Origin of the sequence: Saccharopolyspora gloriosae (assembly GCF_014203325.1) — a bacterium.
Lineage (GTDB): Bacteria > Actinomycetota > Actinomycetes > Mycobacteriales > Pseudonocardiaceae > Saccharopolyspora_C > Saccharopolyspora_C gloriosae.
Genome location: NZ_JACHIV010000001.1, coordinates 1,284,427 through 1,309,617, shown reverse-complemented (window position 1 = coordinate 1,309,617; position 25,191 = coordinate 1,284,427). Strand labels below are relative to the sequence as shown.

General features: G+C 70.8%; 22 protein-coding genes and 1 other RNA gene. 10 read left to right on the top strand and 13 right to left on the bottom strand.

Going from position 1 to position 25,191, the window contains the following annotated elements; genetic code table 11:
- The first annotated feature begins 305 nt into the window (after positions 1 to 305).
- The 7 genes from BJ969_RS05980 to BJ969_RS05950 all read left to right on the top strand — a co-directional run bounded on the left by BJ969_RS05980 (position 306) and on the right by BJ969_RS05950 (position 7,289).
- A complete protein-coding gene (locus tag BJ969_RS05980; RefSeq protein WP_425503529.1) occupies positions 306 to 1,292 on the top strand; it encodes a transporter substrate-binding domain-containing protein in 987 nt (328 codons plus the stop codon).
- Positions 1,293 to 1,615: 323 nt separating this feature from the next.
- Entirely contained in the window at positions 1,616 to 3,064 is a 1,449-nt protein-coding gene (locus tag BJ969_RS05975) for a sensor histidine kinase (protein ID WP_184477850.1), read from the top strand.
- A 66-nt stretch (positions 3,065 to 3,130) separates the two neighbouring features.
- A complete protein-coding gene (locus BJ969_RS05970) occupies positions 3,131 to 3,544 on the top strand; it encodes a roadblock/LC7 domain-containing protein (protein ID WP_416309445.1) in 414 nt (137 codons plus the stop codon).
- Positions 3,541 to 3,906, top strand: coding sequence for a DUF742 domain-containing protein (locus BJ969_RS05965; protein WP_184477849.1), 366 nt, complete (start codon positions 3,541 to 3,543; stop codon positions 3,904 to 3,906). The genes BJ969_RS05970 and BJ969_RS05965 overlap by 4 nt, the downstream gene beginning before the upstream one ends.
- Entirely contained in the window at positions 3,887 to 4,495 is a 609-nt protein-coding gene (locus tag BJ969_RS05960) for a GTP-binding protein (RefSeq protein ID WP_184477848.1), read from the top strand. Before BJ969_RS05965 ends, BJ969_RS05960 begins: the two co-directional genes overlap by 20 nt.
- On the top strand, positions 4,492 to 5,760 hold the full coding sequence (locus BJ969_RS05955; protein WP_343071250.1) for a cytochrome P450: 1,269 nt from the start codon (positions 4,492 to 4,494) through the stop codon (positions 5,758 to 5,760). The genes BJ969_RS05960 and BJ969_RS05955 overlap by 4 nt, the downstream gene beginning before the upstream one ends.
- 341 nt (positions 5,761 to 6,101) lie before the next feature.
- Positions 6,102 to 7,289: a cytochrome P450 gene (locus tag BJ969_RS05950; protein WP_221316204.1), complete on the top strand. Its 1,188-nt coding sequence runs from the start codon at positions 6,102 to 6,104 to the stop codon at positions 7,287 to 7,289.
- 319 nt (positions 7,290 to 7,608) lie between these two features.
- Here the strand turns inward: BJ969_RS05950 and BJ969_RS05945 are convergent, their stop codons facing one another.
- Positions 7,609 to 8,823 (bottom strand): cytochrome P450, encoded by a 1,215-nt coding sequence (locus BJ969_RS05945; RefSeq protein WP_184477847.1) that lies wholly within the window; start codon positions 8,821 to 8,823, stop codon positions 7,609 to 7,611.
- Positions 8,824 to 9,174: 351 nt separating this feature from the next.
- Between BJ969_RS05945 and panB the strand changes: the two genes are divergently transcribed.
- On the top strand, positions 9,175 to 10,041 hold the full coding sequence (panB, locus tag BJ969_RS05940) for a 3-methyl-2-oxobutanoate hydroxymethyltransferase (RefSeq protein ID WP_184477846.1): 867 nt from the start codon (positions 9,175 to 9,177) through the stop codon (positions 10,039 to 10,041).
- A gap of 352 nt (positions 10,042 to 10,393) precedes the next feature.
- Here the strand turns inward: panB and BJ969_RS05935 are convergent, their stop codons facing one another.
- From BJ969_RS05935 to BJ969_RS05885, 11 genes are all read right to left on the bottom strand, one after another.
- Positions 10,394 to 10,798, bottom strand: a complete 405-nt coding sequence (locus tag BJ969_RS05935; protein ID WP_184477845.1) for a DUF4326 domain-containing protein — start codon at positions 10,796 to 10,798, stop codon at positions 10,394 to 10,396.
- Positions 10,799 to 10,844: 46 nt separating this feature from the next.
- Complete coding sequence (npdG, locus tag BJ969_RS05930) at positions 10,845 to 11,510, bottom strand: NADPH-dependent F420 reductase (RefSeq protein WP_184477844.1); 666 nt, start codon at positions 11,508 to 11,510, stop codon at positions 10,845 to 10,847.
- Positions 11,511 to 11,789: 279 nt separating this feature from the next.
- Entirely contained in the window at positions 11,790 to 13,271 is a 1,482-nt protein-coding gene (locus BJ969_RS05925) for an RNB domain-containing ribonuclease (RefSeq protein ID WP_184477843.1), read from the bottom strand.
- A gap of 6 nt (positions 13,272 to 13,277) precedes the next feature.
- Positions 13,278 to 13,463 (bottom strand): hypothetical protein, encoded by a 186-nt coding sequence (locus BJ969_RS05920; protein ID WP_184477842.1) that lies wholly within the window; start codon positions 13,461 to 13,463, stop codon positions 13,278 to 13,280.
- 81 nt (positions 13,464 to 13,544) lie between these two features.
- Entirely contained in the window at positions 13,545 to 14,003 is a 459-nt protein-coding gene (locus tag BJ969_RS05915) for a hypothetical protein (protein WP_184477841.1), read from the bottom strand.
- 235 nt (positions 14,004 to 14,238) lie between these two features.
- Positions 14,239 to 15,342, bottom strand: coding sequence for a C40 family peptidase (locus tag BJ969_RS05910; protein ID WP_184477840.1), 1,104 nt, complete (start codon positions 15,340 to 15,342; stop codon positions 14,239 to 14,241).
- Between the two features lies 1 nt (position 15,343).
- Positions 15,344 to 15,925, bottom strand: coding sequence for a hypothetical protein (locus tag BJ969_RS05905; protein WP_184477839.1), 582 nt, complete (start codon positions 15,923 to 15,925; stop codon positions 15,344 to 15,346).
- Positions 15,926 to 16,206: 281 nt separating this feature from the next.
- Positions 16,207 to 18,183 carry a hypothetical protein gene (locus tag BJ969_RS05900; protein WP_343071249.1) on the bottom strand — a complete coding sequence of 659 codons (1,977 nt, stop codon included), beginning with the start codon at positions 18,181 to 18,183 and terminating at the stop codon, positions 16,207 to 16,209.
- Entirely contained in the window at positions 18,180 to 21,083 is a 2,904-nt protein-coding gene (locus BJ969_RS05895; RefSeq protein WP_184477838.1) for an ATP-binding protein, read from the bottom strand. Before BJ969_RS05895 ends, BJ969_RS05900 begins: the two co-directional genes overlap by 4 nt.
- Positions 21,058 to 21,648: a hypothetical protein gene (locus tag BJ969_RS05890; protein WP_184477837.1), complete on the bottom strand. Its 591-nt coding sequence runs from the start codon at positions 21,646 to 21,648 to the stop codon at positions 21,058 to 21,060. Before BJ969_RS05890 ends, BJ969_RS05895 begins: the two co-directional genes overlap by 26 nt.
- 6 nt (positions 21,649 to 21,654) lie before the next feature.
- Complete coding sequence (locus BJ969_RS05885) at positions 21,655 to 21,963, bottom strand: hypothetical protein (RefSeq protein WP_246456689.1); 309 nt, start codon at positions 21,961 to 21,963, stop codon at positions 21,655 to 21,657.
- 569 nt (positions 21,964 to 22,532) lie between these two features.
- Between BJ969_RS05885 and rnpB the strand changes: the two genes are divergently transcribed.
- Together rnpB and BJ969_RS05875 are read left to right on the top strand one after the other, a co-directional pair.
- Positions 22,533 to 22,930, top strand: an RNA gene (gene rnpB, locus BJ969_RS05880) — RNase P RNA component class A.
- An 876-nt stretch (positions 22,931 to 23,806) separates the two neighbouring features.
- Positions 23,807 to 24,346, top strand: a complete 540-nt coding sequence (locus BJ969_RS05875; protein ID WP_184477836.1) for an NAD(P)H-dependent oxidoreductase — start codon at positions 23,807 to 23,809, stop codon at positions 24,344 to 24,346.
- A 7-nt stretch (positions 24,347 to 24,353) separates the two neighbouring features.
- On the opposite strand, the gene BJ969_RS05870 is transcribed toward BJ969_RS05875, so the two are convergent.
- Positions 24,354 to 25,181, bottom strand: a complete 828-nt coding sequence (locus tag BJ969_RS05870) for a polysaccharide lyase (protein ID WP_246456688.1) — start codon at positions 25,179 to 25,181, stop codon at positions 24,354 to 24,356.
- Between the last annotated feature and the right edge of the window lie 10 nt (positions 25,182 to 25,191).

Below are 25,191 nucleotides of genomic sequence, written 5' to 3'. Positions count from 1 at the left end.
ATGTGGACGGCGATGGTTTCGGAGCCAGGCGATCGAACGCTCGGGGCGGAGGCGGCTGCCGAGCTCGGCGATCTGCGGCCGGTGCCCGGTCGGCCGAACCCGGCCGGAACGGCATCCGGCGGTTGACGCGGAACTCGGGACGCGCGGGTCGAGAAACGACCGCAGCGATCCGAACAACGGTCGCGTCGAAGCGGGGATCACCGGGCGCGGCGGGCAGATCCGCGATTCCCGGACGCCGACGGTGATCGTCTCAGATTCAACTTCTCGACGCGGCGCGCGTTCTCGGAACACCTATCGCCGCACGGATGCGGGTGGTCGCAGCGGTTGCGCGAAGTGGAGCAATCGGTGAACGACCCACTGGACCGATCTTGGTGGACGAATGGGCCAGAGATTCGGATAGTCTCCCCCGCGAGCCGCAGTGCTGCGGCATCGCGTGGAGGGCTCGCATGGGGTGGAGAACCGCGGCGTCGAGCGCCGCACTGGCCGCGCTGACCGCGCTGTTCGGCGCCGGCTGCGCGGATTCGAACGGTCCCGGCGCGAACCCGGAATCAGGCGGGACCGCACGGGAAAGCAGCACCGGACCGGCAATGCGGTCCACAATGGATGACATCGCCGAGCGCGGCGAACTCCGGGTGTGCAGCACCGGGGACTACCGGCCGTTCACCTATCGCGACGCCAACGGCGCCTGGAGCGGCATCGACATCGACATGGCGCGCGATCTGGCCGCCGAGCTCGGCGTGCGCGCCACCATCGTCGCCACCACGTGGGAGTCGCTGAGCGCGGACTTCGCGCAGCGGTGCGACATCGCGGCGGGCGGCGTGTCGGTGACGCTGAAGCGCGCGAAAGAGGCGTTCTTCAGCGATGCGTACGTCGTCGACGGCAAGACGCCGATCACGCGGTGCGAGAACGCCGCGCGATTCCGGACGCTGGAGCAGATCGACCGCCCCGGCGTGCGCGCCGTGGTGAACCCCGGCGGCACCAACGAGAAGTTCGCACGCGAGAGGTTGCACCGCGCGGAGATTGTTCCGCACCCGGACAACAACACGATTTTCGACGAGATCCGCAGCGGCCGAGCCGATCTCATGATCACTGACGGCGCGGAGACCAAATGGCAGGCGCGGCGCCACCCCGAACTCTGCGCGGTGCACCCGGACCAACCGTTCACCTTCTCCGAGAAGGCATATCTGCTGCCGCGCGGTGACGTCGTCTTCCAGCAGTTCGTGAACGAGTGGCTGCACTTGCGCAAGCACGACGGCACATACGACCGGATCGCGCGGCCATGGATCGGCTGAGCACCTCATGCGGAACCGAAATCACCCGGAAGTTGCGCATCCGGATACCCGGTGGAATGACGATCGCGCCCCGCAATGCACCGCGCCCACAACCGGGACACGCACTCCACCAGCCGAGATCACCTACCGGTGTTTTCAGCCCCCGGAGAGTGAGTAGCATCGCGAGCCCAGGGGAGATCAGCGGGATTTCACCGAGCAAGTCGAAACAGGGGTGGCCGGGTGTCGGCCCGGCCGAACACCTCCCCCGCCCGACTCCCCCGCCGCACCGCCGAGGGCCCGCGGTGCGCAGGCCAGTGCCACCGACCGCGACGAGGACCTGATTGATGTCAGCACCCACCCACACCCAATCCGCGGCCAAACGCCGCCACCTGGCCCGAGCCCTGCTGGTATTGCTGATCTCCGGGGTCGTGACCGCGGCGCTGAGCACGTGGGCCGCCATCGCGAGCCCCGCCTCGGCCACCGTGCTGGTCGCCTGGAGCACCGGCATCGCCGCAGCCCTGATCAGCATCGCGTTCGCGTTAGCCAGCTGGGGCCTGCAGAACGCCACCTTCTACCGCACCCGCGCCGAGAAGGCCGACGGTGCCACGGCGAAGCTCGCCGACGAAACCCTCCCCTCGCTGGTCACCCGACTGCGCGCCGGGTCCTCCGTGGACACCGCGCTCGGCGAGATCGACCACCCCCGCAATCCCACGCACCAGCGCATCCTGCGCGCCCTCGGCCAGGAGATCGGCCAAGGTGAACGCGCCCGCGCCGCCGCCATGCTCGCCTGCGCCAACGCCGCGGGCCGGATGCAGGCGCTGTCGACGAACATGCTCGCCAGCCTCCGCGAAATGGAGGAGCGCCACGACGAATCGGTGCTGGGCGACCTGCTCGAACTCGACCACACCACCGCGCAGGCCGGTCGCCTCGCGGACAGCATCGCGGTGCTCACCGGCGCCCGGTCCGGCCGCCGCTGGACCAAGCCGATCAAGATGGAGAGCATCCTGCGCGGCTCCGTCGGCCGCATCGCCGCCTACAAGCGGGTCCGGCTGCACTCCACCAGCACCGTCGCCATCGTCGGCTACGCCGCCGAAGGCGTCATGCACGCGCTGGCAGAGCTGATGGACAACGCCACCAGCTTCTCGCCGCCGTCCGAACTCGCGCACGTCTACGTGGAAGAAGTCCACTCCGGCGTCATCGTCACCATCGAAGACGGCGGGCTCGTGATGAGCGAGGCGGCGATGAAGCGCGCCGTGCACGCCGTCGGCACCGAACCGCTGGACCTCACCACGCTCAACGGCACCCGGCTCGGCCTCGCCGTCGTCGGCTGCCTCGCCAGGAAGCACGGGCTGACCGTGTCGTTCCGGCCGTCCTCGCGCGGCGGCACCGGGGTCGTCGTGATGATCCCGCGCAAGCTGATCACCCAGCCGCGAAAGCAGGAGGAGTTCACCCTCCCGACCCGCACCGTGGGAGCGGCCCAGCCCGCGCAGCTCAGCTCGGTGACGTCGGCGGGAACCGCCACCGCGACCGGCACGCTCACCCGGCAGGACCTCAACGAGAAGCCCGCGGCACCCGCCGAGAACTCGGAGGCGACCTTGCAGAACCTCCCGAAGCGCCGCCGCGGCGAAACGCTGGCCGCGGCGTCCCCGTCGTTGGTGTCCGGCTCCGACGACGACAACACCCAGCAGCCGCCCGCACCCGCACGGCCCCGACCGAACGCGGGCGCCCGATTCGGCGCGTTCCGGCAGGCGAGCCGGCCCAGCGACGGCCCGCAGGCCGACGACGCGCGCTGACCAATCTGCCGACGAGAAAGAATGGAGGCAGGGGCCACCCGGCCACGCGGGTACCCCGACACCCTGATGACCAACGACCACAATCTCGACTGGTTGCTGGAGAACCTGCTGGGACGCACTCCTGGCGCCAAGCACGCAGTCGTGCTGTCCAAGGACGGGCTGAAGGTCTGCCACTCCCCGGGGCTGACCATCGACCAGGCCGACCAGCTGGCCGCGATCGCCTCCGGCATCCAGAGCCTCTCCTACGGGGCGTCCGTCGAATTCGGCGACGGCAGCGGCGGCGTCCGGCAGTCCATGACCGAGTTCCACGGCGGCCTGCTGTTCATCGTCGAAGCCGGTGAAGGCGCGCACCTGGCCGTGCTCGCCGACGAGGACTCCGACGTCGGCGTCATCGGGCACAACATGAACGAGCTCGTCGAGCAGATCGGCGAGTACCTCAGCGCTCCGCCCCGCCAAGCCCAGCCGAGCGGGTTGTCATGATCTGGCGGCCCCTCGACAACGAAGATCCGGACCGGCTCTACACCGTCACCGGGGGACGCAGCAGCGCGGACGAAGAGTCCCTGGACCTGGTCACGCTCATCGTCAGCGAGTGCGACCCGGCGCCGGGCATGCAGTCCGAGCACATCCGGATCCTGCAGCTGTGCAGGCAACCGATGGCGGTCGTGGAGATCTCCTCGCACCTGGGCATGCCCGTCGGAGTGGTGAAGATCCTGCTCTGCGACCTGCTCGACACGAACCGGATCACCGCACGCCACCCCACTTCCGCGCCGGCGAGCAAGAAGGCGCAACTGCCCGATCCCGACATCTTGAAGCAGGTTCTCGTTGGACTCCACAACCTCTGACCCCACGAGCGCACCGCTGCGCAGCACCGCCAGCGACGGTCTCAAGATCGTCATCGTGGGCGGCTTCGGGGTGGGCAAGACCACCATGGTCCGGTCGGTCAGCGAGATCCGTCCGCTGAGCACCGAAGAGACCATGACCCAGGCGAGCCTCGGCGTCGACGACGCCAGCGCGGTCCGGGAGAAGACCACGACCACGGTCGCGTTCGACTTCGGCCGCATCAGCCTCGACGCCGAGCGGGTGCTGTACCTGTTCGGCGCGCCCGGTCAGCAGCGGTTCTGGTTCCTGTGGGACCGGTTGTTCTCCGGGACGCTGGGCGCCGTCGTGCTCGTCGACACCCGGCGGCTGGAGGACTCCTGGTACGCCATCGACCGGCTCGAACACCACGGGATGCCGTTCATCGTCGCGCGCAACAACTTCGACGCCCAGGACCACCCGCTCGAAGACGTGCGCAACGCGTTGTCGCTGCCCGAGGACATCCCGCTGATCGACTGCGACGCGCGGGACCGCGCGTCCAGCAAGCACGTGCTGATCACCCTGGTGAACCACCTCTACGCGCTGGCCACGGCCCCGCAGGGGGCCAGATCGTGAGTTCGCCCGATCCCATCACCGAAGCCTGGCCGCAGAGCGACCAGGAGGCACGCCGGATCCGCACCGACGCGATCGAACTGTTCGGGACCCGGTTCCACCAGGACCCGGCCGAGCTGTACCGGGCGATCCGGGCGCAGTACGGCCCGGTCGCCCCGATCGTGCTCGAAGGCGGCGTGCCCGCCTGGTTCGTCGGTGATTACCGCGAGATCAACCAGGTCTGCGGCAATCCGGACCTGTTCGCCCGCGACTCCCGGCGCTGGAACGCGTGGGACCAGGTCCCGCAGGACTGGTCGCTGAACCCCTTCGTGCGGTACCAGCCGTCGATGGCGTTCGCGGAAGGCGACCAGTACCGGCGGCGGATCGGGATCTTCGGGGACGCGCTCGGCGTCATCGACCAGTTCGAGCTGCAGCGGTACTGCGAGACCACCGCCGATCGGTTGATCGACGGGTTCGCGACGACCGGTGCGGCGGACCTCATCTCGCAGTTCGCCTACCAGCTCCCGCTGTTCGCGCTGGCGTGGGTGTGCGGGGTGCCGCGGGACGACGCACCGATCCTGCTCGAGGACATGGTCGCTTCGGTGGGAGACGGCGACAGCGCGGCGGCGCACCAGCGCATCGTGAACCGGATCCGGCGGCTGATCCGGCGCAAGCGGGAACTGCCGGGCCCGGACCTCACCAGCCGGTGGCTGGAGGGCGATCCGGAGCTGACCGAGGAAGCGCTCGCGCAGGACCTCGTCACGACCCTGACCGCCGGGCAGCAGACGGTGGCGCACTGGATCGGCAACGCGCTGCGGCTGATGCTCACCGACGAGCGGTTCGCCGTCACCCTCACCGGGGGGCGGCGTTCGGTCGGGCACGCGCTCAACGAAGTGCTCTGGGAGGACACCCCCACCCAGAACTACGTCGGCCGGTTCGCCACCCGGGACACCGAACTCGGCGACCGGCAGATCCGGGCCGGGGACATGCTCGTGCTGGGGCTCGCGGCGGGCAACACCGATCCGCGGATCCGGCCGGAGTCCTACGCGGACTCCGTCGGCAACAACGCGTTCCTGTCCTTCGGCACCGGCGACCGCGGCTGCCCGTACCCGGCACCGCAGCTCGCGGAGACGATGGCCCGCGCCGCCATCGAGGTGCTGCTGGACCGGCTGCCCGACGTCGGGCTGTCGGTACCGCCGAACGAGTTGGAGTGGGTGCCCTCGGTGTGGATGCGCGGGCTGCTGGCCCTGCCCGTCGAATTCAGCCCCAGCTACATCATCGGCGACTAGAGAGACATGCGACGACGGGCCCGCCCCGCCGTCACCAGGCGGGCGGCCGCCCCGGTCGCCCGCCTGCTTCCTGGTATGACCACCGGGATGCCGTCATCCGTCGTCGGCAACGATTCCGCGCCGCCAGCGGCCGGGCGTGCCGACGTCACCTGGCGACATCCGGTGATCCGACCGCAGCCGGACCCGGCCGACACCGCGTCCGGATGTGCATCGGTCGCCAGGTCGTTACTCCCTGTCCGAACGGAAACTCGGGAGCTTCATTCCCTATGACCAATCCAGACATCTGGCCGACCACCGATCCCACCACCCAGGGCTGCCCGATGGGCAAGGAACCCATCGCCATGCACGGCCCGCGGTTCCAGCAGAACCCGGCTCAGCTGTACCGGCAGATGCGCAACGAGTACGGCCCGGTCGCACCGGTGCGGCTCGAAGGCGACGTGCCCGCATGGCTCGTGCTCGGCTACCGGGAGATCCACCAGGTGGAGAGCAACCCGGAGCTGTTCGCGCGCGACACCCGGCGCTGGAACGCGTGGGACCGCGTCCCGGAGAACTGGGGCCTGATGGCGTTCGTCGGGTACCAGCCCTCGCTGATGTTCACCGAGGGCGCCGAGCACCAGCGCCGCACCGGAGCCCTCGGCGACTCCCTCGACGAAGTCGACCAGTTCGAGCTGCGCGGCATCTGCGAGCAGATCGCCGACGAGCTGATCGACTCGTTCGCGGGCAGCGGCGAAGCCGACCTGATGGCGCAGTTCGCGCACCCGATGCCGCTGCGCGTGATGGCGCGGCTGTTCGGGCTCGGTGACGACGAGGCGGCCCAGCTGGGCCAGGACCTCACCGACACCGTCGCCAGCGACGACGGGGTCGGCGCCTACCAGCGCATCCAGGAGCGGATGAAGCGGCTGGTGGAGCGCAAGAAGGAGAACCCCGGCGCGGACCTGCCGTCGCGGCTGCTGGTGCACCCGGCGGGCATGACCGAGGAGGAGATCCTGCAGGACCTCCTGGTGGTGCTCACCGCGGCGCAGCAGCCGGTGGCGTACTGGATCGGCAACGCGATCCGGCTGATGCTCACCGACGAGCGCTTCGCCGTCACCCTCGCCGGCGGTCGCCGCTCCATCGGCCAAGCGCTCAACGAGGTGCTCTGGGAGGACACGCCGACGCAGAACTTCATCGGCCGGTTCGCCTCCCGGGAGACGGAACTCGGCGGTCAGCGCATCCACACCGGCGACATGCTGGTGCTCGGGTTCGCCGCCGCCAACACCGACCCGCAGGTGCGGCCGGACGCGTACTCCGACTCCGTCGGCAACAACGCGCACATGTCCTTCGGGCACGGCGAGCACGGCTGCCCGCACCCCGGCCCCGAGATCGGTGCGGTGATCTCCCGCATCGCCATCGAGGTGCTGCTGGACCGGCTGCCGGACGTGGCGCTGGCCGCCGACCCGGACGCGCTGGTGTGGCTTCCCTCGGTGTGGATGCGCGGGCTCGCCGCACTACCGGTGCAGTTCAGTCCTAGTTACATCGTGGGGTCTTGAGCCGGTCGTTCTGCGTAGGGGGCGGGTAGCGGAACCTCAGTCGTCTTCTCGCTGCGGGATCTTTTTCCCTAGTGGCTCCGCCACGAGGGAAAAAGCTGTCCTCGCGAGAAGACGACTGAGAACCCGCGGGTGGTCGGCTTGTGGACGTGGGCTATGTGCTTCGCACATACAGGCACGGCTTCGCCGCAAGGCAGACTTCGCTTCGCTCGTCCACTGCACGGCTTCGCCGCGAGGCACGGCCTTCGGCCGCAAAGCAAGCGGCGCTTCGCCCGCCCTACTGCACGGATTCGCTTCGCTCGCCGTTCGGTTCGGGTCGCCGTCAGTTGGGGGTGAAGCGGACCGGGACCGATTGCGGGCCTCGGGTGAACACGCCCTGTTCGACGGGGTCGAAACCGGAGGCCAGTTCGGCGTCCGGCATCGCGTCGAGCAGGTCGTTGATGCCGACCTCGATCTCGGACTTCGCCAGCAGGGCTCCGACGCAGAAGTGCCTGCCCAGCGCGAACGAGAGGTGGTCGGCGGCGGCCGTGAACGCCGTGCGCGCCGGCAGGTCCTCCCGGAACACGTCGAACCGGTCCGGGTGCGAGTAGTGCCCGTCGTCCCGGTTCGCCGCCCCGATCAGGCAGGTCACCGTGCTGCCCCTGGGCACCACGCCACCGCTGAGCTCGACGTCCTCCGCGGGCTGGCGCATGATCATGTGCACCGGCGGGGAGAAGCGCAGCGTCTCGGCGAAGGCCTGCGGGATCAGATCGCGGTCGGCGCGCACCGCGGCGAACTGGTCCGGGTGCTGCAGCAGGTTCAGGAACAGGGCGGCGATGGCCTTGTCCGTGGTCTCCCCGCCCGCGGCGAGCAGCAGGCTGCAGAACGCCTTGATGTCCTCGTCGCTCATCTTGGTGCCGTCGATCTCGGCCGTGCACAGGGTGGAGAGCAGGTCGTCGCCGAGGTTCTCGCGGCGGTCCTGGATCACCGGGATCATGTACTCGGCGAACTCGGTGCGGGTCCGCATGCCCGCCTCGATGACGTCCGGGTCCTGGCTCAGGTTGCCGAGGAAGGCGATGATCGCCGTGTACCAGCCCTGGAACCGGCCGCGGTCCTCCTCCCGCAGCCCCAGCATGTCGGCGATCACGTTGATCGGGAACTTGGTCGCGTAGTCGGCGACGAGGTCCACGCTGCCGGTGCCGCGGAACCGGTCGATCAGCGCCCGGGAGTTCCGCTTGATCACCGGCAGGAACTTCTCGTGCAGCTCGCTGCCGCGGAACGCCGGAGCGACCAGTGCGCGGCGGACGGCGTGCTCCCTGCCGTCGAGCTGCAGGATGGTGCGGCCGTGCACGGGTTCGAGCTGCCAGTCGTAATTCTGAGTGGTGAACACCGGCTCGCGGAACGCCCGCTTCACGTCCGCGTAGCGGGACACGATGTAGCTCTGGGTCGCTTCGTGCCAAAGCAGCGGGAATTCATCTCGCAGCACTTGGTAGGACGGGTTCGGATCGATGGCGAATTCCGGAGACAAGATGTCTGGAGCTTCTTTGGCCGCGGTCATGCTGCTCCCTCTTTGGTGCGTTGCAACGCGATCAGGCTAGGCAAAATGCCCGAACCAGGTCCAGTAGATGATCTTGACTTGACCCGGAGGGCCCAACGCACTGGGCTGAAGGTGCGTACGGACGCCGCTGCCTGCTGCGTTCGGTTGCCACCACCTGGCTCCGCTGAGCGCAACGGGGATGCATCGGTGCAACGCCGGGCGCGCATCCGCCCGGCGGACCCAGCCGAGCTGTGATGTGCGTCGTCGAAGGCTCCTGGGCGGCGCCGGGGCGTGCGACCCTGGCGAGCGCAAGGACGTCGCATAACGCCCAGGGACCCGCAGCGCGGGCCTTGAGGAAAAGGACGGTCAACGATGACTGCTGCACACTCTTCGCAGCCCGCCCAGAGCGAAACCGCCGCCCCGTACGGGAGCACTCCCGCCCGGCGCCGCGTTCGCATCCCCCACCTGCAACAGCTCAAGGAGCGCGGCGAGAACTGGCCGATGCTCACCTCCTACGACATGTACACCGCGCGGATCTTCGACCAGGCCGGAATCCCGGTGCTGCTGGTCGGCGACTCGGCGGCCAACAACGTCTACGGCTACGAGTCCTCGCTACCGGTGACCGTGGACGAACTGCTGCCGCTGGTCCGCGCCGTCACCGGCGCCGCCGAGCACGCCCTGGTCGTCGCCGACCTGCCGTTCGGCTCCTACCAGGGCTCCCCCGAGCAGGCGCTGGCCACCGCGACCCGCTTCATGAAGGAAGGCCGGGCGCACGCGGTCAAGCTCGAAGGCGGACGACGCTACGCCGCTCAGGTCGAAGCGCTCGTGTCCGCCGGGATTCCCGTGATGGGGCACATCGGGTTCACGCCGCAGAGCGAGCACGGGCTCGGCGGCTATCGGGTGCAGGGCCGGGGCGATCAGGCCGCGGAACTGCTCGCCGACGCGCAGGCGCTGCAGGAGGCCGGTGCGTTCGCGGTCGTGCTGGAGATGGTTCCGGCAGAGGCCGCCAAGCACGTCACCGCCGAACTGCGAATCCCCACCGTCGGCATCGGGGCCGGACCGGACACCGACGGGCAAGTGCTGGTGTGGACGGACATGGCGGGCATGAACACCGGGCGCACCGCCCGCTTCGTGAAGCGCTACGCCGACCTGGGCGGCGTCCTCGCCGACGCCGCTGGCCGCTTCGCCGACGAAGTCCGCGGCGGCTCCTTCCCCGCCGCAGAACACTCCTTCAACTGACGGCACACCCGATCCCGGTGGCACGCCGTCACGGCTCAGGTCGCAAGTGAACGGACCGTTCGCCCAATCCCATTGGACGAACGGTCCGCTCACCTGATCCCCACGCCGTCAGCGACGCGCCCGGTTCGAAGTGAACGGACCCTTCGACCAATCTCGTTGGACGAACGGTCCGCTCACTCGTCCGCACGCCGTCAGCGACGCGCCCGGTTCGAAGTGAACGGACCGTTCGCCCAATCTCGTTGGACAAGCGGTCCGCTCACTCAAACCCCACTGCACCCCTGACGTGCTCCAGTCACGGTGAACGGACCGTTCGCCCAATCCCGTTGGACGAACGGTCCGCTCACTCCTGTCGTCAGTCGGCTCGGTGGGCGAGGACGTCGGCGTGGCAGGTCTTCGGGGCGCACCAGCAGCCGAGGGCTCGGCCGCTGAGCTCGCCCTCGCGCAACCGGCGCACGAGGTCGGGCTGCTGGTCCAGCCACTGCTCGTAGTGGCGGACCATCGCCTCCCGGTCCGACTTCGCCTCCCCCACGAACGGGCTCGCGAACTCGGAGGCCGCCCACGAGTGCCGCGGACCGGAGTGGCCGACGTAGGTCAGCAGCCCCTGCCGTTGCAACCACGGCACCAGGTGCCGGTGCGGGCCCTGCTTGCGCACGTTGACCACGGTGGCGTGACCGTCGAGCAGCTGGCTGGCGCGTTCCCGCTCGTCGTCGGTCCAGCTCGCCGCCTCCGACGGCAACTGGGTCGGCTGCCGCACCATGCCAATCCCTCCTCCTGCCGCGAGGGTGCCCCGCCGGGGCGCGAGCTCACACGTCGGTGATCCGCACGCCCGCGTGCGCCTTGTAGCGGCGGTTGATCGCGATGAGGTTCGCCGTGAGCGCCTCCACCTGGTGCGCGTTGCGCAACCGGCCGCCGAAGATGCCGCGCACCCCGGGGATCACGTCGGCGAGTTCGCGCACCACGTCGGTGGCCTCGCGGTCGTCGCCGAGCACCAGCACGTCCAGGTCGACGTGCTCGACGGACAGGTCCGCCAAGGTCACCGCCGAGACGTGGTGGAACGCCGCGGTGACCCGCGAGTCCGGCAGCAGCGCGGCGGCCTGCTGCGCGGCGCTGCCCTCGGGCACGTCCAGCGCGAACGGGCCCTGCTTGTCGAACCCGAGCGGGTTCACGCAATCGATGACGATCTTGCCGGCGAGCTGCTCGCGCAGCGCTCCCAAGGTGTCCGCGTGCGCGTCCCACGGCAACGCGGCCAGCACGACGTCGGCCGCGGCGGCGCACCCCGCGTTGTCCTCCCCGGTGACCTGCCCGTCGGCGATCTCGGCGATCTCCCGCGCCGCGTCCTGAGCGCGTTCGGCCTTGCGCGAGCCGATCACCACGCGCAGCCCGGCCGCGGCCCACCTGATCGCCAGGCCCTTGCCCTGCGCGCCGGTGCCTCCGAGCACACCGACGGTCATCTCGTGCACCTCAGCCACGACGGGCCTCCTCGTTGTCACGTTGCGACGCTGCCCTTCCACGATCCGCACCCACCGGAGCCCGCGCTAGACGAACCCCCTGTGCTTCGCCCCACTGAACGAGCCTCCCAGCACGTGCCTGCGAACTCGTTCCGCGTGGCGGGGCGGGCAGCGGTGCCGACGTCCCAGGTGGTCACCGCCGCGCCACCCGCCGACCCGAACGCGGGATCGCGGACGGGCGCTCGGAATGATCTTCGCAGCCGCTCCGGCGCCGAACGATCGGGTGGTCGCCGCCGGTGGTCAGGCCTTGGTGAACTCGACCTCGCGGCGGTGCGGGTCCGCGCGAGTGAGGCGGACCTGGATCCGCTGGCCCTCGGTGAGGTCGTCGCCCGAGCAGCGCGCGATCACGGGCGGCTCCGGGATGAAGATCTCGCCGTCGCCGGAGCCCGTCCGCAGCACCGTCGCGGGGAACACCGACCCCACCCGGCCCGCCAGCGACCACGCCTGGGCCTGCGCCAGGCACGCCCGCTCCACCTGCGTCGCCACCCGGTCCGAGGAGCCCATCGCGGAGGGCAGCGCGGGCAGCGCCTCCCGGACCCAGGCCGGCACCGCGCGACCCTCTCCTACCGCCAGGCACACCTCGGCGCCGTAGCGGTCCACCAACCGCCGCAGCGGAGCCGTCACGTGCGCGTACGGGGCGCCGATCCCGGCGTGGCGCGGTTTGGACGGGGCGGCCGACTCGAACGAGGTGTAGCCCGCTCCGCGCAGCAGCCGCGTCGCCGCGACGTGCACCGCCAGCGCCTCCGGCCGCACCGGGTCGATCCCCGCCAGCGCCTCCGCCGGCGGCAGGTCCTCCGGCCACTCCACGCCCAGCCGGGCCGCGGAGCGCCGCAGCGCGGCCACCGTCGGCGGCTCCGGGTCGGGCACGGTGCGCAGGATCCCGACGCCCGCCTCCAGCATCATCTCGGCCGCGCACATGCCGGTGAGCAGGGAGATCTCCGCGTTCCACTCCTCCACGACCAGCCGCGGCCGCAGCGCGACCCGCCAGCCGCCGGACTCGTCGGCCTCCACCTGCTGCTCCGGCAGGCCCAGTTCGATCGCGCCGCGCCGCAACGCCTGCGCCCGGCGCAACCTCCCGATCACCGGCAGCAGCGCGATCGACGGGTGCGCGAGGCCCGCCCGCAGCGCGCGCTGCACGCCCTCGTAGTCGAGCTGCGCGACCGAGCGCACCAGCGCCCGCCGCACCCGCGTGCGCACCGCCAGCCCGTCCGAGTCCAGGTCGATCGTCCACAGCACCGCGGGCCGCACCTGATCGGGCAGCAGGCTGGCCGCGCCCTCCGATAACAGCGTCGGGTGCAGCGGCACGTTCCCGTCCGGCAGGTACAAGGTCTGACCGCGGCGGCGCACCTCCGCGTCCAGCACGCCGCCCGGACGCACGTACGCGGCCACGTCCGCGATCGCGTACTCGACGCGGAACCCGTTGCCGCGACGAGTCAGCAGCACCGCTTGATCGAGGTCCTTCGCGCCCACCGGGTCGACCGTGACCAGCGGCAACTCCGTCGCGTCCACCCTGGCCCCGTCGAACACGGGTTGCGCGACGGTCTGCTCCACCTCCGTCAGCGCGGCGGTGGGGAACTCGGCGGGAAGGCTGAAGTCCTTGCGCACGGCGGCGAAATCGCACATGCCGTCCGCGGGGCGCCGCGGATGCGGCGGCGGGCCGGCGCCCAGCCGGGGTGCTGCGACGGCATCGGTGCCACCTCGTGGTACCTGTGCCGTCGCCATCGGAGCTCAGTCCTCCTCGGCCCAGCGCCGATCGGCCTCGTCGGCCGCCTCGGTGCGCTCCTTGGCGAGTTCCAGAGCGTGCTCGGCCGTGGCGCGATCAGGGTAGGGCCCCAGCCGGTCGGCGGCGCGGCATCCCGCGGCGGGCTCGACCTGCTGGTGCTTCAAGCAGAAGTACCAACCATCGCGGGCCATGTTCCGAGCCTCGCACGGGAGACCGCCTCATGTCACGCCGCCGGACGGTTCACACCGCTGATCACCCGCGGCGACCGCCGCTCACCACGCGGGCGGCGGCGGAGCTCCCGGCGCGGGCGGGCGCCCGTCCGGCTGCCTGCGGGGAATGGGGTCCAGGCAGGACACCAGGACCTGCTGGGTCTCCGGGTTGTCGATGCGGCGGCCGTCGCGCATCCGGTACTCCAGCTCACCGCTGTCGCCGACCTCCACGGTGCAGCCCACCTCGGCGAGCTGGTCGTCGTCGAGGTCGACCAACCGCTCGTACCGGGACGGCACCACCCGGTACACCGGCCACTGCAGGTGCCCGAAGGCCTGGTGGAACTCGGCGAGCAGGTGGCGCATGTGCTGCTGCCACGGCAGCGGCATCGACTCCGCCAGCGAACGGGGCAGCACCGCGTAACCGGAGTCGACCCCGTGCCCGGCGCGGGACAGATAGTCACCCAGGGGCGTGCTCGACGCCGGAGGTGCGGAACGCCTCGGAATGGGATCTGGGGTGAACATGCTTCCTCCCGGTGTAGGACGCCGCGGGATCCGCACCGCCACGGCGGTGCTCGTCCTGCGCACGCGGCGCAGCGGGCCGCGGACCCGTTGAGCCGCCAGGTCGGGCCATCGGACGGCCCCGCCCAAGATTGCCACAGCGAACCGCCTCGATCAGCGGTCCGAACCTTCCGCGCCACCCGTGTCGCACCGCGTTCGCACGACGCCGGACGGTGCTGATCCGGTTGCCCGGTACCGGCTACACCGGCTGCCGCACCGGGTGACCGGCCGGCTGCGACCCCGCCGGTCCGGGCGCGGGCAGCACGCCCGCGGGCTCCCCGGTGCTCGGCGGAGCCGGTCGGATCGAGGGCTGCTGCGGAGCGGCCTGCGGCGGCGCGTCACCACCGGGCCGGACGACGGTCGGCAGCAGCTCACCGCCGTCCCACATCTCGGTGCGCTCCACGGATTCGCCGGGCTGCGGCGCGTGCAGGATCTGGTTGTCGCCCAGGTACAGCGCGACGTGGTGGATCGCTCCCGGTTCCCGGCCCGCACCCCAGAACACGAGGTCGCCGGGCTGGGCCTGCGCGAGCGGGATGTGCGCCCCGCCGTCGGTGTACTGGGACCGCGAGTACTTCGGGATGTGCACCCCGGACTCCTTCCAGGCCATCTGGGTGAGCCCGGAGCAGTCGAACGAACTCGGCCCGGCCGCGCCCCACACGTAGGGCTTTCCGATCTGCTGGTCGGCGAAGGAGATCGCCTTGGTGGCCAGCACGCTCGCCGAGGGCAGGTCCTCGCACCCGCTGAACCCGGAGACCTGGCCTTCGACGCTGACCAGGTGCGCCGCCATCGGCTCCCACTCGTGGTACCGCAGCGGGTAGGCGGAGCGCTCCACGCGCTGCGCGGCGGTGCCCGGCTGCAGCCCTTCCCAGTCGGGGACTTCCAGCAGCACGTCGTAGAACTTGTTGATCTGGTACTGCACGTCGGTGACCTGCGCGACGCTGCCCCAGCCCATGGAGGGCCGCATCTGGAAGATGCCCAGCGAGTCGCGGTCGCCGTGGGTCAGGTTCGCCAGGTTCGACTCGGTCTTGCCCGCCTGGATCGCGACCTGCCACGCGCGCGGCGGCAGGTTCCGCTCCTTGCCGATCTTGATGATCTCCTTGGCGATGGCCACGGACTCCTGGTCGAGGCTGCCCGCGTCGCTCTCGCCGCGGCCCCGCCCGTCGCCCGACGGGCCGAGGCCCGCGCTGCACCCGGACCAGCTCTGCGCGCCCTGCATGCCGGAGAGCACGATCACGAACGCACCCAGCCCGACCAGCCCGGCGAAGCCGGACAACACCACGACCAGCACCAAGAGTTTTCGCATGTCAGCTCACCTTGTTGTAGCCGGAGACGCGCCATCCCTGCGGGGTTCTCATCAGATCTACTTCGATGTCGCCGGCGTCGGTCGATAACCGGGCGCTCATCGCGTTCGCGGTGGAGCTCAACGGCTGCGGCGGCCCGGTGATCGCCGTCGACGGCACGTTCGCGGGGTCCACCGAGGCCATCTCGGTGATGAACTCGTCGGTGGTGTACGGGCGCAGGCCTTCGACCCACTGCGCCGAGGCCGTGCCCGGCGGGTGCGTCGCCCACTTCTTGCCCCAGGCCTCGACGACCTTCAGCCCGGCGGGGTCGGCGGGCGCGGGCGGCGGCGGGGTGTCGGGCACCGAGAACGTCGGCGGCGCGGGCGTGCGGGTCGGCGGCGCCGGGGCGGCCTGGTGCTGCTCGGCGCTCTGCGACTGGTCGCGGTAGTTCCGCGTCGGCGGTGGCTCGGGCAGCAGGAACCCGACGACGGTGGCGACCGCGGCGAGCACGATCACCGCGGTCACCAAGTGCTTCGGCGACCGCAGCGGCCAGCCCCACAGCCGCCGGTAGACCGCGGCGCGCCCCCGATGCGTCCGGATCGGCATGGCCCGTTCTCCTTCACCCCGCCGGCCGGGTTCGCACCCGTCCGGCCCGTTCTTCATTCGTTGTCCTGTCAGCGGCGGAGCCGCTGAGCAGTGACCAGCTTGAGCAAAAAGACCACCGCCGGGTTCTCAGCGGCCTTCTCGCGTGGCCAGCGACTTCGCCGTGTACGGCACGCATCAGAAATCGCGGCCACATCAGGAGAACGGGCAGCGAGAAGGCCGCTGAGGTTCCGCTCCCCGGACACCTGCGCAGGTCATTCCAAGAGTCAGTCCACTGTGGCCGGTCAGTCCTCATCGGCCACCTCCAGCCCGCGCGACGGCCGGTACACGACGTACACCGGCTTGCCCGCGACGACTTCCATGTCGGCCCGGCGCGGCGCGGTCGCTTCGGCCGGGGCGGGCATCGGCGCCTGTTCCGACAGGGACGGCACCAGCACCGGTTCCTCCTCCCGCCGATCCCACGCGACGTCGGAGACCGGAGCGGTGTCCACCACCCGGCTGGCCCTGCCCTCCGGCAACGCCGCGGCCGGACCACCCGGTCGCCGCTCGCCCGCCGGGCCGGACGCGGGCAGCGCGGGCGACCCCATGCCGCCGCCGGTGGGTGCGCCGCTGCCGGGCAACGCCGCCCACGGCCCCCCTTGCCGGTCGAGCCGCTGCGCCGTGGCCGACATCGCCTGGTGATCGGCCTCCGGCCGGGTCTGCCACCGGCCGCGCTGGCCCGCGGGGTCCGGCGGCGGCGCGTCCGGGTCGGATTCGCGGACCTGCTCCCAGAAGTCACCGCTCGGGTCGTCGGCGGGCCTGCGCCCGCGGAACCGGCCGAACACGCCGCGCGAAGCCTGCGCCACGCCACCGTTGCCGCCGACCGAGAGCTGCACCATCTGCCCCATCCGGTGGACCGGCTTGCCGATCATGATGAACACGATCGTCACCAGCCCCGCCAGCAGGATCTGCAGGAGCACGTCGAACGGCGTCGGCCCGTTGAAGATCCACATCAGCACCCAGGTGTGCAGCCCGGCCATCGCGGCGATCACCAGCACGTTCAGCATCGCCGCACCGGCGATCCGCCCGACCGCGCGCAGGACCTGGTGATTCAACAGCGCGACCAGGCCGATCAGCGGCCCGGCCAGGATCAGCACCCGCAGCAGCACCTGAGCCAGCAGGATCGCGGCCTTCGCCATCAGCTGGAACGAGGCGAACGCGAGGCCCTGCACCAGCGACAGCATCGCCGCCCCGACCCTGCTGCCGTCCTTGCCCTGGAAGTAGCCGTAAGCGCTGGTGCTCTGCAACTGGCTCGCGACGTCGGTGAACGCGTCGGTCTTCGGCGTCGCCGGGCCCTTGTCGGCGTTCGCCTCGACCTCCTGCTTCGTCCACGCCTGGGCGCGCAGCAGCTGCGGACCGAACCGCTCGGCCTCCGGTGCGTCCGGAGCCCCGAACTCACCGCGCAGCCAGTTGTTGTAGACCACCTGCTCGTGCAGCTCCGTCGGCAACGAGTTGGTGGCGTCACCGACGCCGACCTGTTGCAGGAAACCCGACTGCACCACGGAAGTCCCGGTGATCACGACCTCGTCCAGGGCGTGCGTGTAGATCATCGGAGTGAGGTAGGTGGCGGAGGCGAACCACAACCCGGCCAGCGCCCACATGGTGCGCTTGCCGATCGTGGCCAGGTCGCCCTGCCAGATGTAGCGGAACAGCAGCACCGCCAGGACCAGCGCCGCGACCCCGAACCACGGGGTGAACACGCTGTCGTAGAGCGCCACGGTGCCCGTCGCGATCAGGTCGTCCAGCGGACCCATGAGGTTGCCGTTGACCAGCGCGTAGTGCAGCCCGTTGGTGGCGCCGACGAGGTTCTTGGACACGTTGAACAGCTCGTTGCCCAGCCACGTGTCGACCAGGGCGTTCGGGTTCATCATGCCCTGCGGCCCGCAGCCCAGGTCGTAGTTGTGCCAGACGTGGCCGGCGTAGCCGAACTCGTCGTAGGGGCTGCCCGGCACGCCCGTGCCCAAGGGGGCGCGGTCGATCGCGCCGACCATGCCGGACTGCGGGCGCTCCGGGCTCGGCGGTTCCTTGCAGTCCAAGCCCTGCGCCGACACCGGTGCCCCGATCAGCGCCTGGATCGCGACCAGGGCGCCGACCAGCAGCACCGCCGGACGACGACCCCTGCGGCGCGCGGCGCTGCGCCGCCGGGACGCCGCCCGCTTCGCGGCCCAGATCACCGCCACGATCATCGCCGCCATGATCGTGGGCGCGAACAGCGCGCTCACCGCACTTCGTCTCCGCCTTGACCGGGCCGCTGCTGCGAGCGGTCGGTTCCGTTGGTGCGTTCCTCGCCCGGCCCGATGCCGACGGTTTCGAGTTCGAACTCGTCGAAGCCGTCGATGTCGTCCGCGTAGTCGTCCTCCGGCACCGGCGGCGGCGACGGCCGCGGCGGGGTGTCGGAGTTCGCCTCGCCGCCGGAGCCGGGCAGCGCGCGCTGATCCGGGTCCGGTTCGCGGCTGCCCGGAGTGGTGTCCAGCGCGTCGCGCAGGTGCTCCAGGTGCGGGCCGCCGAAGTCGATGCGGATGCGCTCCACACCGCCCGCGCCGTCGCCGAAGATGAACTGCCGCGGCGCCCGGTCCCGCTCGGTGCTGTTGCGCGCCGGTCCGGGCCTGCGGCCCAGCGCGGAGACGACCTGCTCGTAGCCCGCGCCGACCGGAACCTTCAGCAACCGCAACGCGTCCGACTGGGCCTGCTCGTCGTCGAGCCTGCCGACGAACACCGAGTCCAGCAGCGACACGAAGCCCTGGATGCGCAGGAAGTCCGCCGGGATCTGGCTCGACAGCAGCACCCGCACGTTCCACTTCCGCGAGTCGCGCGCGAACCGGTTCATCAGCACCCGGCCCGTCGGAACCTCGGACAGGAAGAACGCCTCGTCGATCCAGACGCCCTTGCGCTCGTCCTTCGGCCGCTCGTAGACGGAGCGCTGGGTCAGCCACGCCGCCAGGTTCAGCATCTCCACGCCGAGGGCTTCCGCGTCGGTCCAGTGCTCGCGCCCGACGCCGTCCTTCGGCAGCGCCAAGCCCGCCATGGTGAGCACCGTGAGCCGGTCCTCGCGGGTCTCCGAGTACGGGTCGGCGTCGGCCTCCGGGATGAGCAGCGACATGCGCTCGCGGATCTCGTCGAGGAAGTCGGCGACCACCACCGCGTGCTCGTGGTGCTCGGAGGCGTCCCGGCGCAGCGCTTCGAAGACCATGCCCGGGTGCGCGTCCGGCCGGCCGCCGACGGCGCGCACCGCGCGCAGCAGCACGATCCGGGTCTGCGGCAGCCGGGCGACCTCGTAGGGCAGCAGGCCGGTGAGCACGTCCAGCACCAGCCGCCGCCGGGTCGCGGCCGACAGCGCGCGTTCGCGGCGCCAGCTGCGCTCCGGGTCGTCCTCGTCGACGAAGTGCTCCAGCTGCGGTTCCGCCACCACCCGGTACGGGTTGAGGATGCCGGGCTGGGCGTTGAGCAGGTTGATCGGCCGCGCGTAGGGCCGCAGCTCGGGGAGCTTGCACAGCTCCGCCAACGGGCCCGACGGGTCCAGCAACGTCCAGTGCGCGCCCGCCCGCAAGGTCTTGTAGACGGTGCCGCCGCCGAGGAAGGACTTGCCACCGCCGAGACCGGCGACCATCGCCGTCAGCCCCGAGGCGTCGCGGACCTCCTGCGCCATCCACGGGTCCCAGGCCACCGGACGCCGGGTCGCGGTGCACGTCTCGCCGAGCAGGATGCCGCGCCGGTCGCCCACCTCCGCGGTGGCCTGCGGAACCGAGGCCGCGGCCCACAGGACCGAACCCCGCCGCATGTACGCGCCGGAAGCCAGCTGCTCACCGGGGATGAACTCGCGGGCCATCGCGTACTGCGCCTCGGGGTGCTCGATGGCGACCTTCGGCTTGTACAGGTCCAGGATCTGCTGCGCGAGGCGCAGCGCGTCGCGCTCGGTCGGCCCGGACACGGCCAGCCGCCACCACGAGCGGACCCGGGTGGCCAGCGCGGTGAACCCGGTGGTCATCTCGTCGTCGATCTCCAGCACCCGGCCCGCCTGGCGGGCCAGCGAGGTCGGCGGCTCCAGGCCGTGCTCCTCGGTGTAGTGCCGGACCTGCGAGCGCACCTTGTTCATCTGGCGCTGCAGCTCGCCGCCCACGTCCTCGGGCCGGCGCACGTAGATGCGCGCGGACCACTCGACGGGAGCGGGCAGCCGGTCGGAGTGCTGGATCCACGGATCGTCGATCTCCGGGATCTGCAGGCCGTGGGTCTGGCCGACGGTCAGCACCGCGACGTGCCGGGTGATGCCCGCGTTGGAGCCGGTGCGCCCGCGGACCGTGGCGGTCGGCGAGTACGGCTCCTGGTACATGTCGGCGGCGTCGGTGAACGACGCCAAGTCCTCGGGTTCCCACTCCGCGCCCGGCACGGCGGGCAGGTTGCGCGGCGCGGGCAGGCCCAGCGAGCAGGACCGGTGCATCAGCCAGGAGATCTCCTCGGCCGTCACCGGACGCCCGTCCAGCCCTGCGGAGCCGATCACCTGGTCCAAGTGCTCGATCTCGCTGTCGAGCGCGACGAGCTCGGCGTCCACGGCCTCCGGGAACACCCGGCGCAGCAGCGGCGCGGCGCGTTCCACGGCGCGGTCCACCACGTTGCGGGTCTGCACCTGGACGCCGAGGTAGACCTCCTTCTCCGCCATGGAGCGGCCCATCAGCTGCTGCTGCTCGCCGACCATGTAGTCGTCGAAGCTCAGCGCGCCGGGCGCGTCGGGCAGCGCGCCGCGCGCGTTGTGCACGTGCGCCTCCGCCCACATCCGGATCGGGTACGGGCGGCTGGTGACCCGCAGGTGCATCCAGCGGCCCTGGAGCTCCGCGTACTGCCCGGCGATGGCGGCGATCAGGTCCTGGCGCTGCGAATCGGAGCGGAAGGACCAGCGCTGCGGCGACAGCCGGTACCAGGCGAACACGTCCTGGCCGGTGCGCAGCAGGTGACCGTCGATCGACCTGGCGGCGATGGAAGGCGTGTAGCTCGGCAACGACTGTTCGTCAGGAAGCCTGCGGTCCTGCCGTTTCGCCTTGCCCCGCGCCTTGCTCCCGCCCTGCGGGGCACGCTGGGGCGCGCCGGGGCCCTGGGGCTGGCGCTCACCGCCTCGACGGCGACCGAACACCGCGAACCTCCTTGCTACGCGCACGCCCGCCCGCGGACTTGGTGCGTCCCGCGGACTTCCTGGTGCGGCGGACCTGCCTGGTCGAACCGCCGGCGGGCTGGCCTCCGTGGGGGGACCGGCCGGTGCGCCGGGCCTGCGGGGCCTGCCCTCCCCGGCTTCGCCGAGTGGGCTGCTTTGCTTGTCTGGGCTGCTTCTGCTTCGGCCGGGGCCGCTGGGTGCGCACCTTGATCCGGGCCGCGCCCGCCGCCCCGCCGCGTCCGGCGGAACGTTCACGAGGTGCGGTCAGTTCACGCAACCACATCACCATCACGGCTCCCAGCGGCCGTTCGTGGGTGATCCGGGAACACACGATCCGCGTAACGAGGATCGTGATGACGACCGCCCAGCCGGTGGAGAACAGGCCGAAGCCGATGTTCATCCGGCGTTCGATGGCCAGCACCAGCAGGAACACGATGGTCCCCACTCCCCAGGCGACGTAGCGCGCCCGCCACGGGAACGTCGCCTTCGGCGGGCCGAGCCACACGGCATCGACCCGGTAGACCTCGTCATCGGTGCGGATCCGCACTGGCGATCACCCGCTGGTGCTGAACAGGCCGGCGATGAACGTGCCGATGTCCACGCCCGCGCCGGTGACCGCGAAGCCGATCAGGGCCAGCGCCACGAAGACGCCCATCACGCGGCGCATCACGCCGGCGTTGTCGCCCTTGCCGCCGCCGAGCCACAGCAGCAGCAGCGCGACCGCCAGCAGGAGCAGCGGCAGCAGGTTGTTGAGGATCCAGCCGCGGATGCCTTCGGTGCCGAGACCTGTCTGCTGCGCCAACGGGTCGAGCGTGGCCAGCACGTGCACGTGCGCCAACGTTTCCAGCGGCATGGCGGTCATCTTGTTACCCCTGAGTGCGTGAAGGGTCGTCGGGCAGGTACGTCGGCCGACAGGATCTTCCCGACGCGACGATACGAGTAGAACATGACATGGTCACCAGCAGTAGTGGTTGATCCAGCACCACCGAAGACGTCGGCAGGCCGGCTCACTCGCCGAATAGGCCGTTCGGGCTTGACTCGGATGGAGCAATGAACGCGGAGGAGCGAGGGGCGGACTTGCGCTGGATCGGGAACCCCTGATCGTTCACTCTGATGCGAGCCCCTTCCTCACGCACAGTGCATGAATCGGCCGGTCAGTGGAATTCGGCACACCTTTCGACGACGCACCGAAACCCGTTCAACGGACGCCGACCGGCGATCGTGTCACCGCGTCATCACCCGCCACCCGGACGTGATCTTGACTGCATCCAGCGTAGCGGCTCCACCGGTCACCGCCGCGTCCAGGTCGCTCCACGGGCAGTGACCAGCGACCCGCTTCGTCACCGTCTGAAATGCCCGAATCCTCCGGCGGCGACGAGGCGGGCGGCACCGAACGCGGAGCCCTGGCTCGCTAGACTGGAACCTGGTGGATGAGTCGGCCGGGCGGCCGCGGCACGGGCACCGCCCGCGTCGAGGAAAGTCCGGACTCCACAGGGCAGGGTGGTTGCTAACGGCAACCCGGGGAAACCCGCGGGACAGTGCCACAGAGAACAGACCGCCCGGACGGTTCGCCGACCGGGTAAGGGTGAAACGGTGGTGTAAGAGACCACCAGCGCCCCGGGTGACCGGGGCGGCTAGGTAAACCCCACCCGGAGCAAGGCCAAGAGGACGCCGATCAGCGTCTGCGCAGGTGTTCGAGGGCTGCCCGCCCGAGCCTGCGGGTAGGCCGCTGGAGCCTGCCGGTGACGGCAGGCCGAGATGGATGGTCGCCGAACGGGACGTCGCGAGACGCCCGCGAACAGGATCCGGCTTACAGGCCGACTCCTCCACCTTTCCCCTCTTTCGTTCAGGGGCTTCGCAGTCTCCCGGCTTGGGCGTGTGGCTGGGTTTGCGGAGTCCCGCTCGGCTTGGCGTGTGGCGTCGGGTTCTAAAACCTTCCCCGGTTTGGGCGTGTGGTTGCGGTGGTGCGTGGAAGGTCGGCTTTAGGGATTGCTTCCACGGCTCGTGTTGCTTTGGTGTCCGGGTAGCGGAACCTCAGCGGCTTCCTCGCTGCGGGATCTTTTTTCCAAGTGGCTCCGCCACGAGGAAAAAAGCTGTCCTCGCGAGGAAACCGCTGAGAACCCGCCGGTCGTCGGCTTTTCGACGTGGGCTATTCGCTGCGCGAATACAGGCACGGCTTCGCCGCAAGGCAGACTTGCTTCGCCGCCCACTGCACGGCTTCGCCGCAAAGGCACGGCCTTCGGCCGCCAGGCAGGCTGGCTTCGCCGCCCACTGCACGACTTCGCCGCAAAGGCACGGCCTTCGGCCGCCAGGCAGGCTGGCTTCGCCGCCCACTGCACGACTTCGCCGCAAAGGCACGGCCTTCGGCCGCCAGGCAGGCTGGCTTCGCTGCCCACTGCACGACTTCGCCGCAAAGGCACGGCCTTCGGCCGCGGGGCGGACTTCGCTTCGCTCGTCCAGTGCACGGGTTCGCTGCGACTGCTCGGGTTCGTGCGGTGGGGGTTCTTGGGGGGATCTCGGCGGGTGGGAGTGGATTGACCGGGTTTTCGGGGGTTGGTGTACTTCGTCGGTGACCGCCGCACCGCTGACCCGCTGCCGCTACGTGGACTACGCGCGCGTCAACGGTGCCTGCTGTTCTTCCTGCTGAACGCTCCCGTCACGCTCGTTCACGGCCGAATCCGGCCGCTCGCAGGAAGAACTCGCTCATGTCCACCGTCATTACGGTCTCCAGCAGCCCGCATTCCCTGTCCCGCTTGGAAGAACTGAACCGCGCCACCGGCGACGCGCTGCGCGCCGAGGGATTCCGGGTGCGCGGGTTGCCGCTGGACCTGATGCCCGAATCCGCGCTGCTGACCGGCCGCTCCGACGCCCCATCGCTGCGCTGGGCGCGCAGGCTGCTGAACGACGCCGACGGGATCGTGCTGATCACGCCGTCCTACGAGGTCTCCGGGAGCCGGCTGCTGCGGGCCTGGCTGGACCTGATGCCCTCGCCCGCGCGGCGCCCGGTGCACGCGGTGTGCCTCGGGTCGACGCAGGCCCAGTCGAGCACCGCGGACTACGCCGTGCGCCGCCTGCTCACCGATCACGGCGCACACCGGGTGACGCCCACCAGCTTCCTGTTCGACAAGTGGCTCACGTCCACCGCCGAAGGCTGGGACTGGGATCCGCGCGCCACGACGCGGCTGGCCGACGGGCTGGCCGCGTTCAGCCGAGAGCTGAACCCGGCCCTGCCCGTCGCCGCCTGAGCCGGGGCTACTCCGGCGCGCTCACCTGGAAGTCGCGGAACTGCGCGCGCACGTCGTGGTCCGGGCCCCATTCGGTGGCGTGGCCGCCGAAGAAGGTGGAGAAGAAGATCCCGGCGAACGGCACGTCACCGATCTGCTCGATGCCCACGACGTCGAGCACCTCCTGATCGTCGTAGCGCACCACGATCCGCCCGCTGTCCCGGTCCACGGATTGCTCCACGGTGTGCCACTGGTCGTCGGCCTGCCACTGCCACGCGCCGCGGCCCACGTCCTCGCCGTAGCCGTCACCCAGCGACGGGTCGTAGACGTACACCTCGCCGTCGCCCGCTCGGGCGTCGTGTCCGTCGTCGTTGCGCCACATGAACCGCGTCGACCAGGCCTGCCCGTGGTTACCGCCCCCGGCCTCGCCCGGTGGGCCGCCGTAGAGGCCGGGCAGCTTGCCGCCCTTGCCGAAGTCGTAGTCGGCGGGGAACCGCACCTGGTAGCTCAGGTGCAGCGCGCGGGCCTGGGAGAGGTCCTCGCGCCCTAGGTCGTCGAAGTCGGTGTAGAACTGGCCGCCGCCCTCGGTCGGGCAGTCGTCGCACGACGGCGCCGACGACCCCTGGCCGTAGAACACCTCCAGCGCGCCGTCCCGGCCGGACATCCGGTCGAAGCCGAACCGACCGTCGTCGAGCACGCCCCACCGCTGCTCCCAGGACCCGCCGGGGAAGTCCCCGAAGTCACCGGTCCACGGTGCCGGCGCCGCCGCGGCCACGGCGGGCAACGCCACCGCTCCCGCCAGCACGAGCCCGAGAATCCCACTGCTGCGCCACGACCGGCGCATCCGTGCACTCATCCGCGATCAC

Coding starts and splice junctions, on each gene's coding strand:
- BJ969_RS05980 (WP_425503529.1), top strand. CDS start 306: ATGCGGGTGGTCGCAGCGGTTGCGCGAAGTGGAGCAATCGGTGAACGA.
- BJ969_RS05975 (WP_184477850.1), top strand. CDS start 1,616: ATGTCAGCACCCACCCACACCCAATCCGCGGCCAAACGCCGCCACCTG.
- BJ969_RS05970 (WP_416309445.1), top strand. CDS start 3,131: ATGACCAACGACCACAATCTCGACTGGTTGCTGGAGAACCTGCTGGGA.
- BJ969_RS05965 (WP_184477849.1), top strand. CDS start 3,541: ATGATCTGGCGGCCCCTCGACAACGAAGATCCGGACCGGCTCTACACC.
- BJ969_RS05950 (WP_221316204.1), top strand. CDS start 6,102: ATGCACGGCCCGCGGTTCCAGCAGAACCCGGCTCAGCTGTACCGGCAG.
- BJ969_RS05945 (WP_184477847.1), bottom strand. CDS start 8,823: ATGACCGCGGCCAAAGAAGCTCCAGACATCTTGTCTCCGGAATTCGCC.
- panB (WP_184477846.1), top strand. CDS start 9,175: ATGACTGCTGCACACTCTTCGCAGCCCGCCCAGAGCGAAACCGCCGCC.
- BJ969_RS05935 (WP_184477845.1), bottom strand. CDS start 10,798: ATGGTGCGGCAGCCGACCCAGTTGCCGTCGGAGGCGGCGAGCTGGACC.
- BJ969_RS05925 (WP_184477843.1), bottom strand. CDS start 13,271: ATGGCGACGGCACAGGTACCACGAGGTGGCACCGATGCCGTCGCAGCA.
- BJ969_RS05920 (WP_184477842.1), bottom strand. CDS start 13,463: ATGGCCCGCGATGGTTGGTACTTCTGCTTGAAGCACCAGCAGGTCGAG.
- BJ969_RS05915 (WP_184477841.1), bottom strand. CDS start 14,003: ATGTTCACCCCAGATCCCATTCCGAGGCGTTCCGCACCTCCGGCGTCG.
- BJ969_RS05910 (WP_184477840.1), bottom strand. CDS start 15,342: ATGCGAAAACTCTTGGTGCTGGTCGTGGTGTTGTCCGGCTTCGCCGGG.
- BJ969_RS05905 (WP_184477839.1), bottom strand. CDS start 15,925: ATGCCGATCCGGACGCATCGGGGGCGCGCCGCGGTCTACCGGCGGCTG.
- BJ969_RS05885 (WP_246456689.1), bottom strand. CDS start 21,963: ATGACCGCCATGCCGCTGGAAACGTTGGCGCACGTGCACGTGCTGGCC.
- BJ969_RS05875 (WP_184477836.1), top strand. CDS start 23,807: ATGTCCACCGTCATTACGGTCTCCAGCAGCCCGCATTCCCTGTCCCGC.
- BJ969_RS05870 (WP_246456688.1), bottom strand. CDS start 25,181: ATGAGTGCACGGATGCGCCGGTCGTGGCGCAGCAGTGGGATTCTCGGG.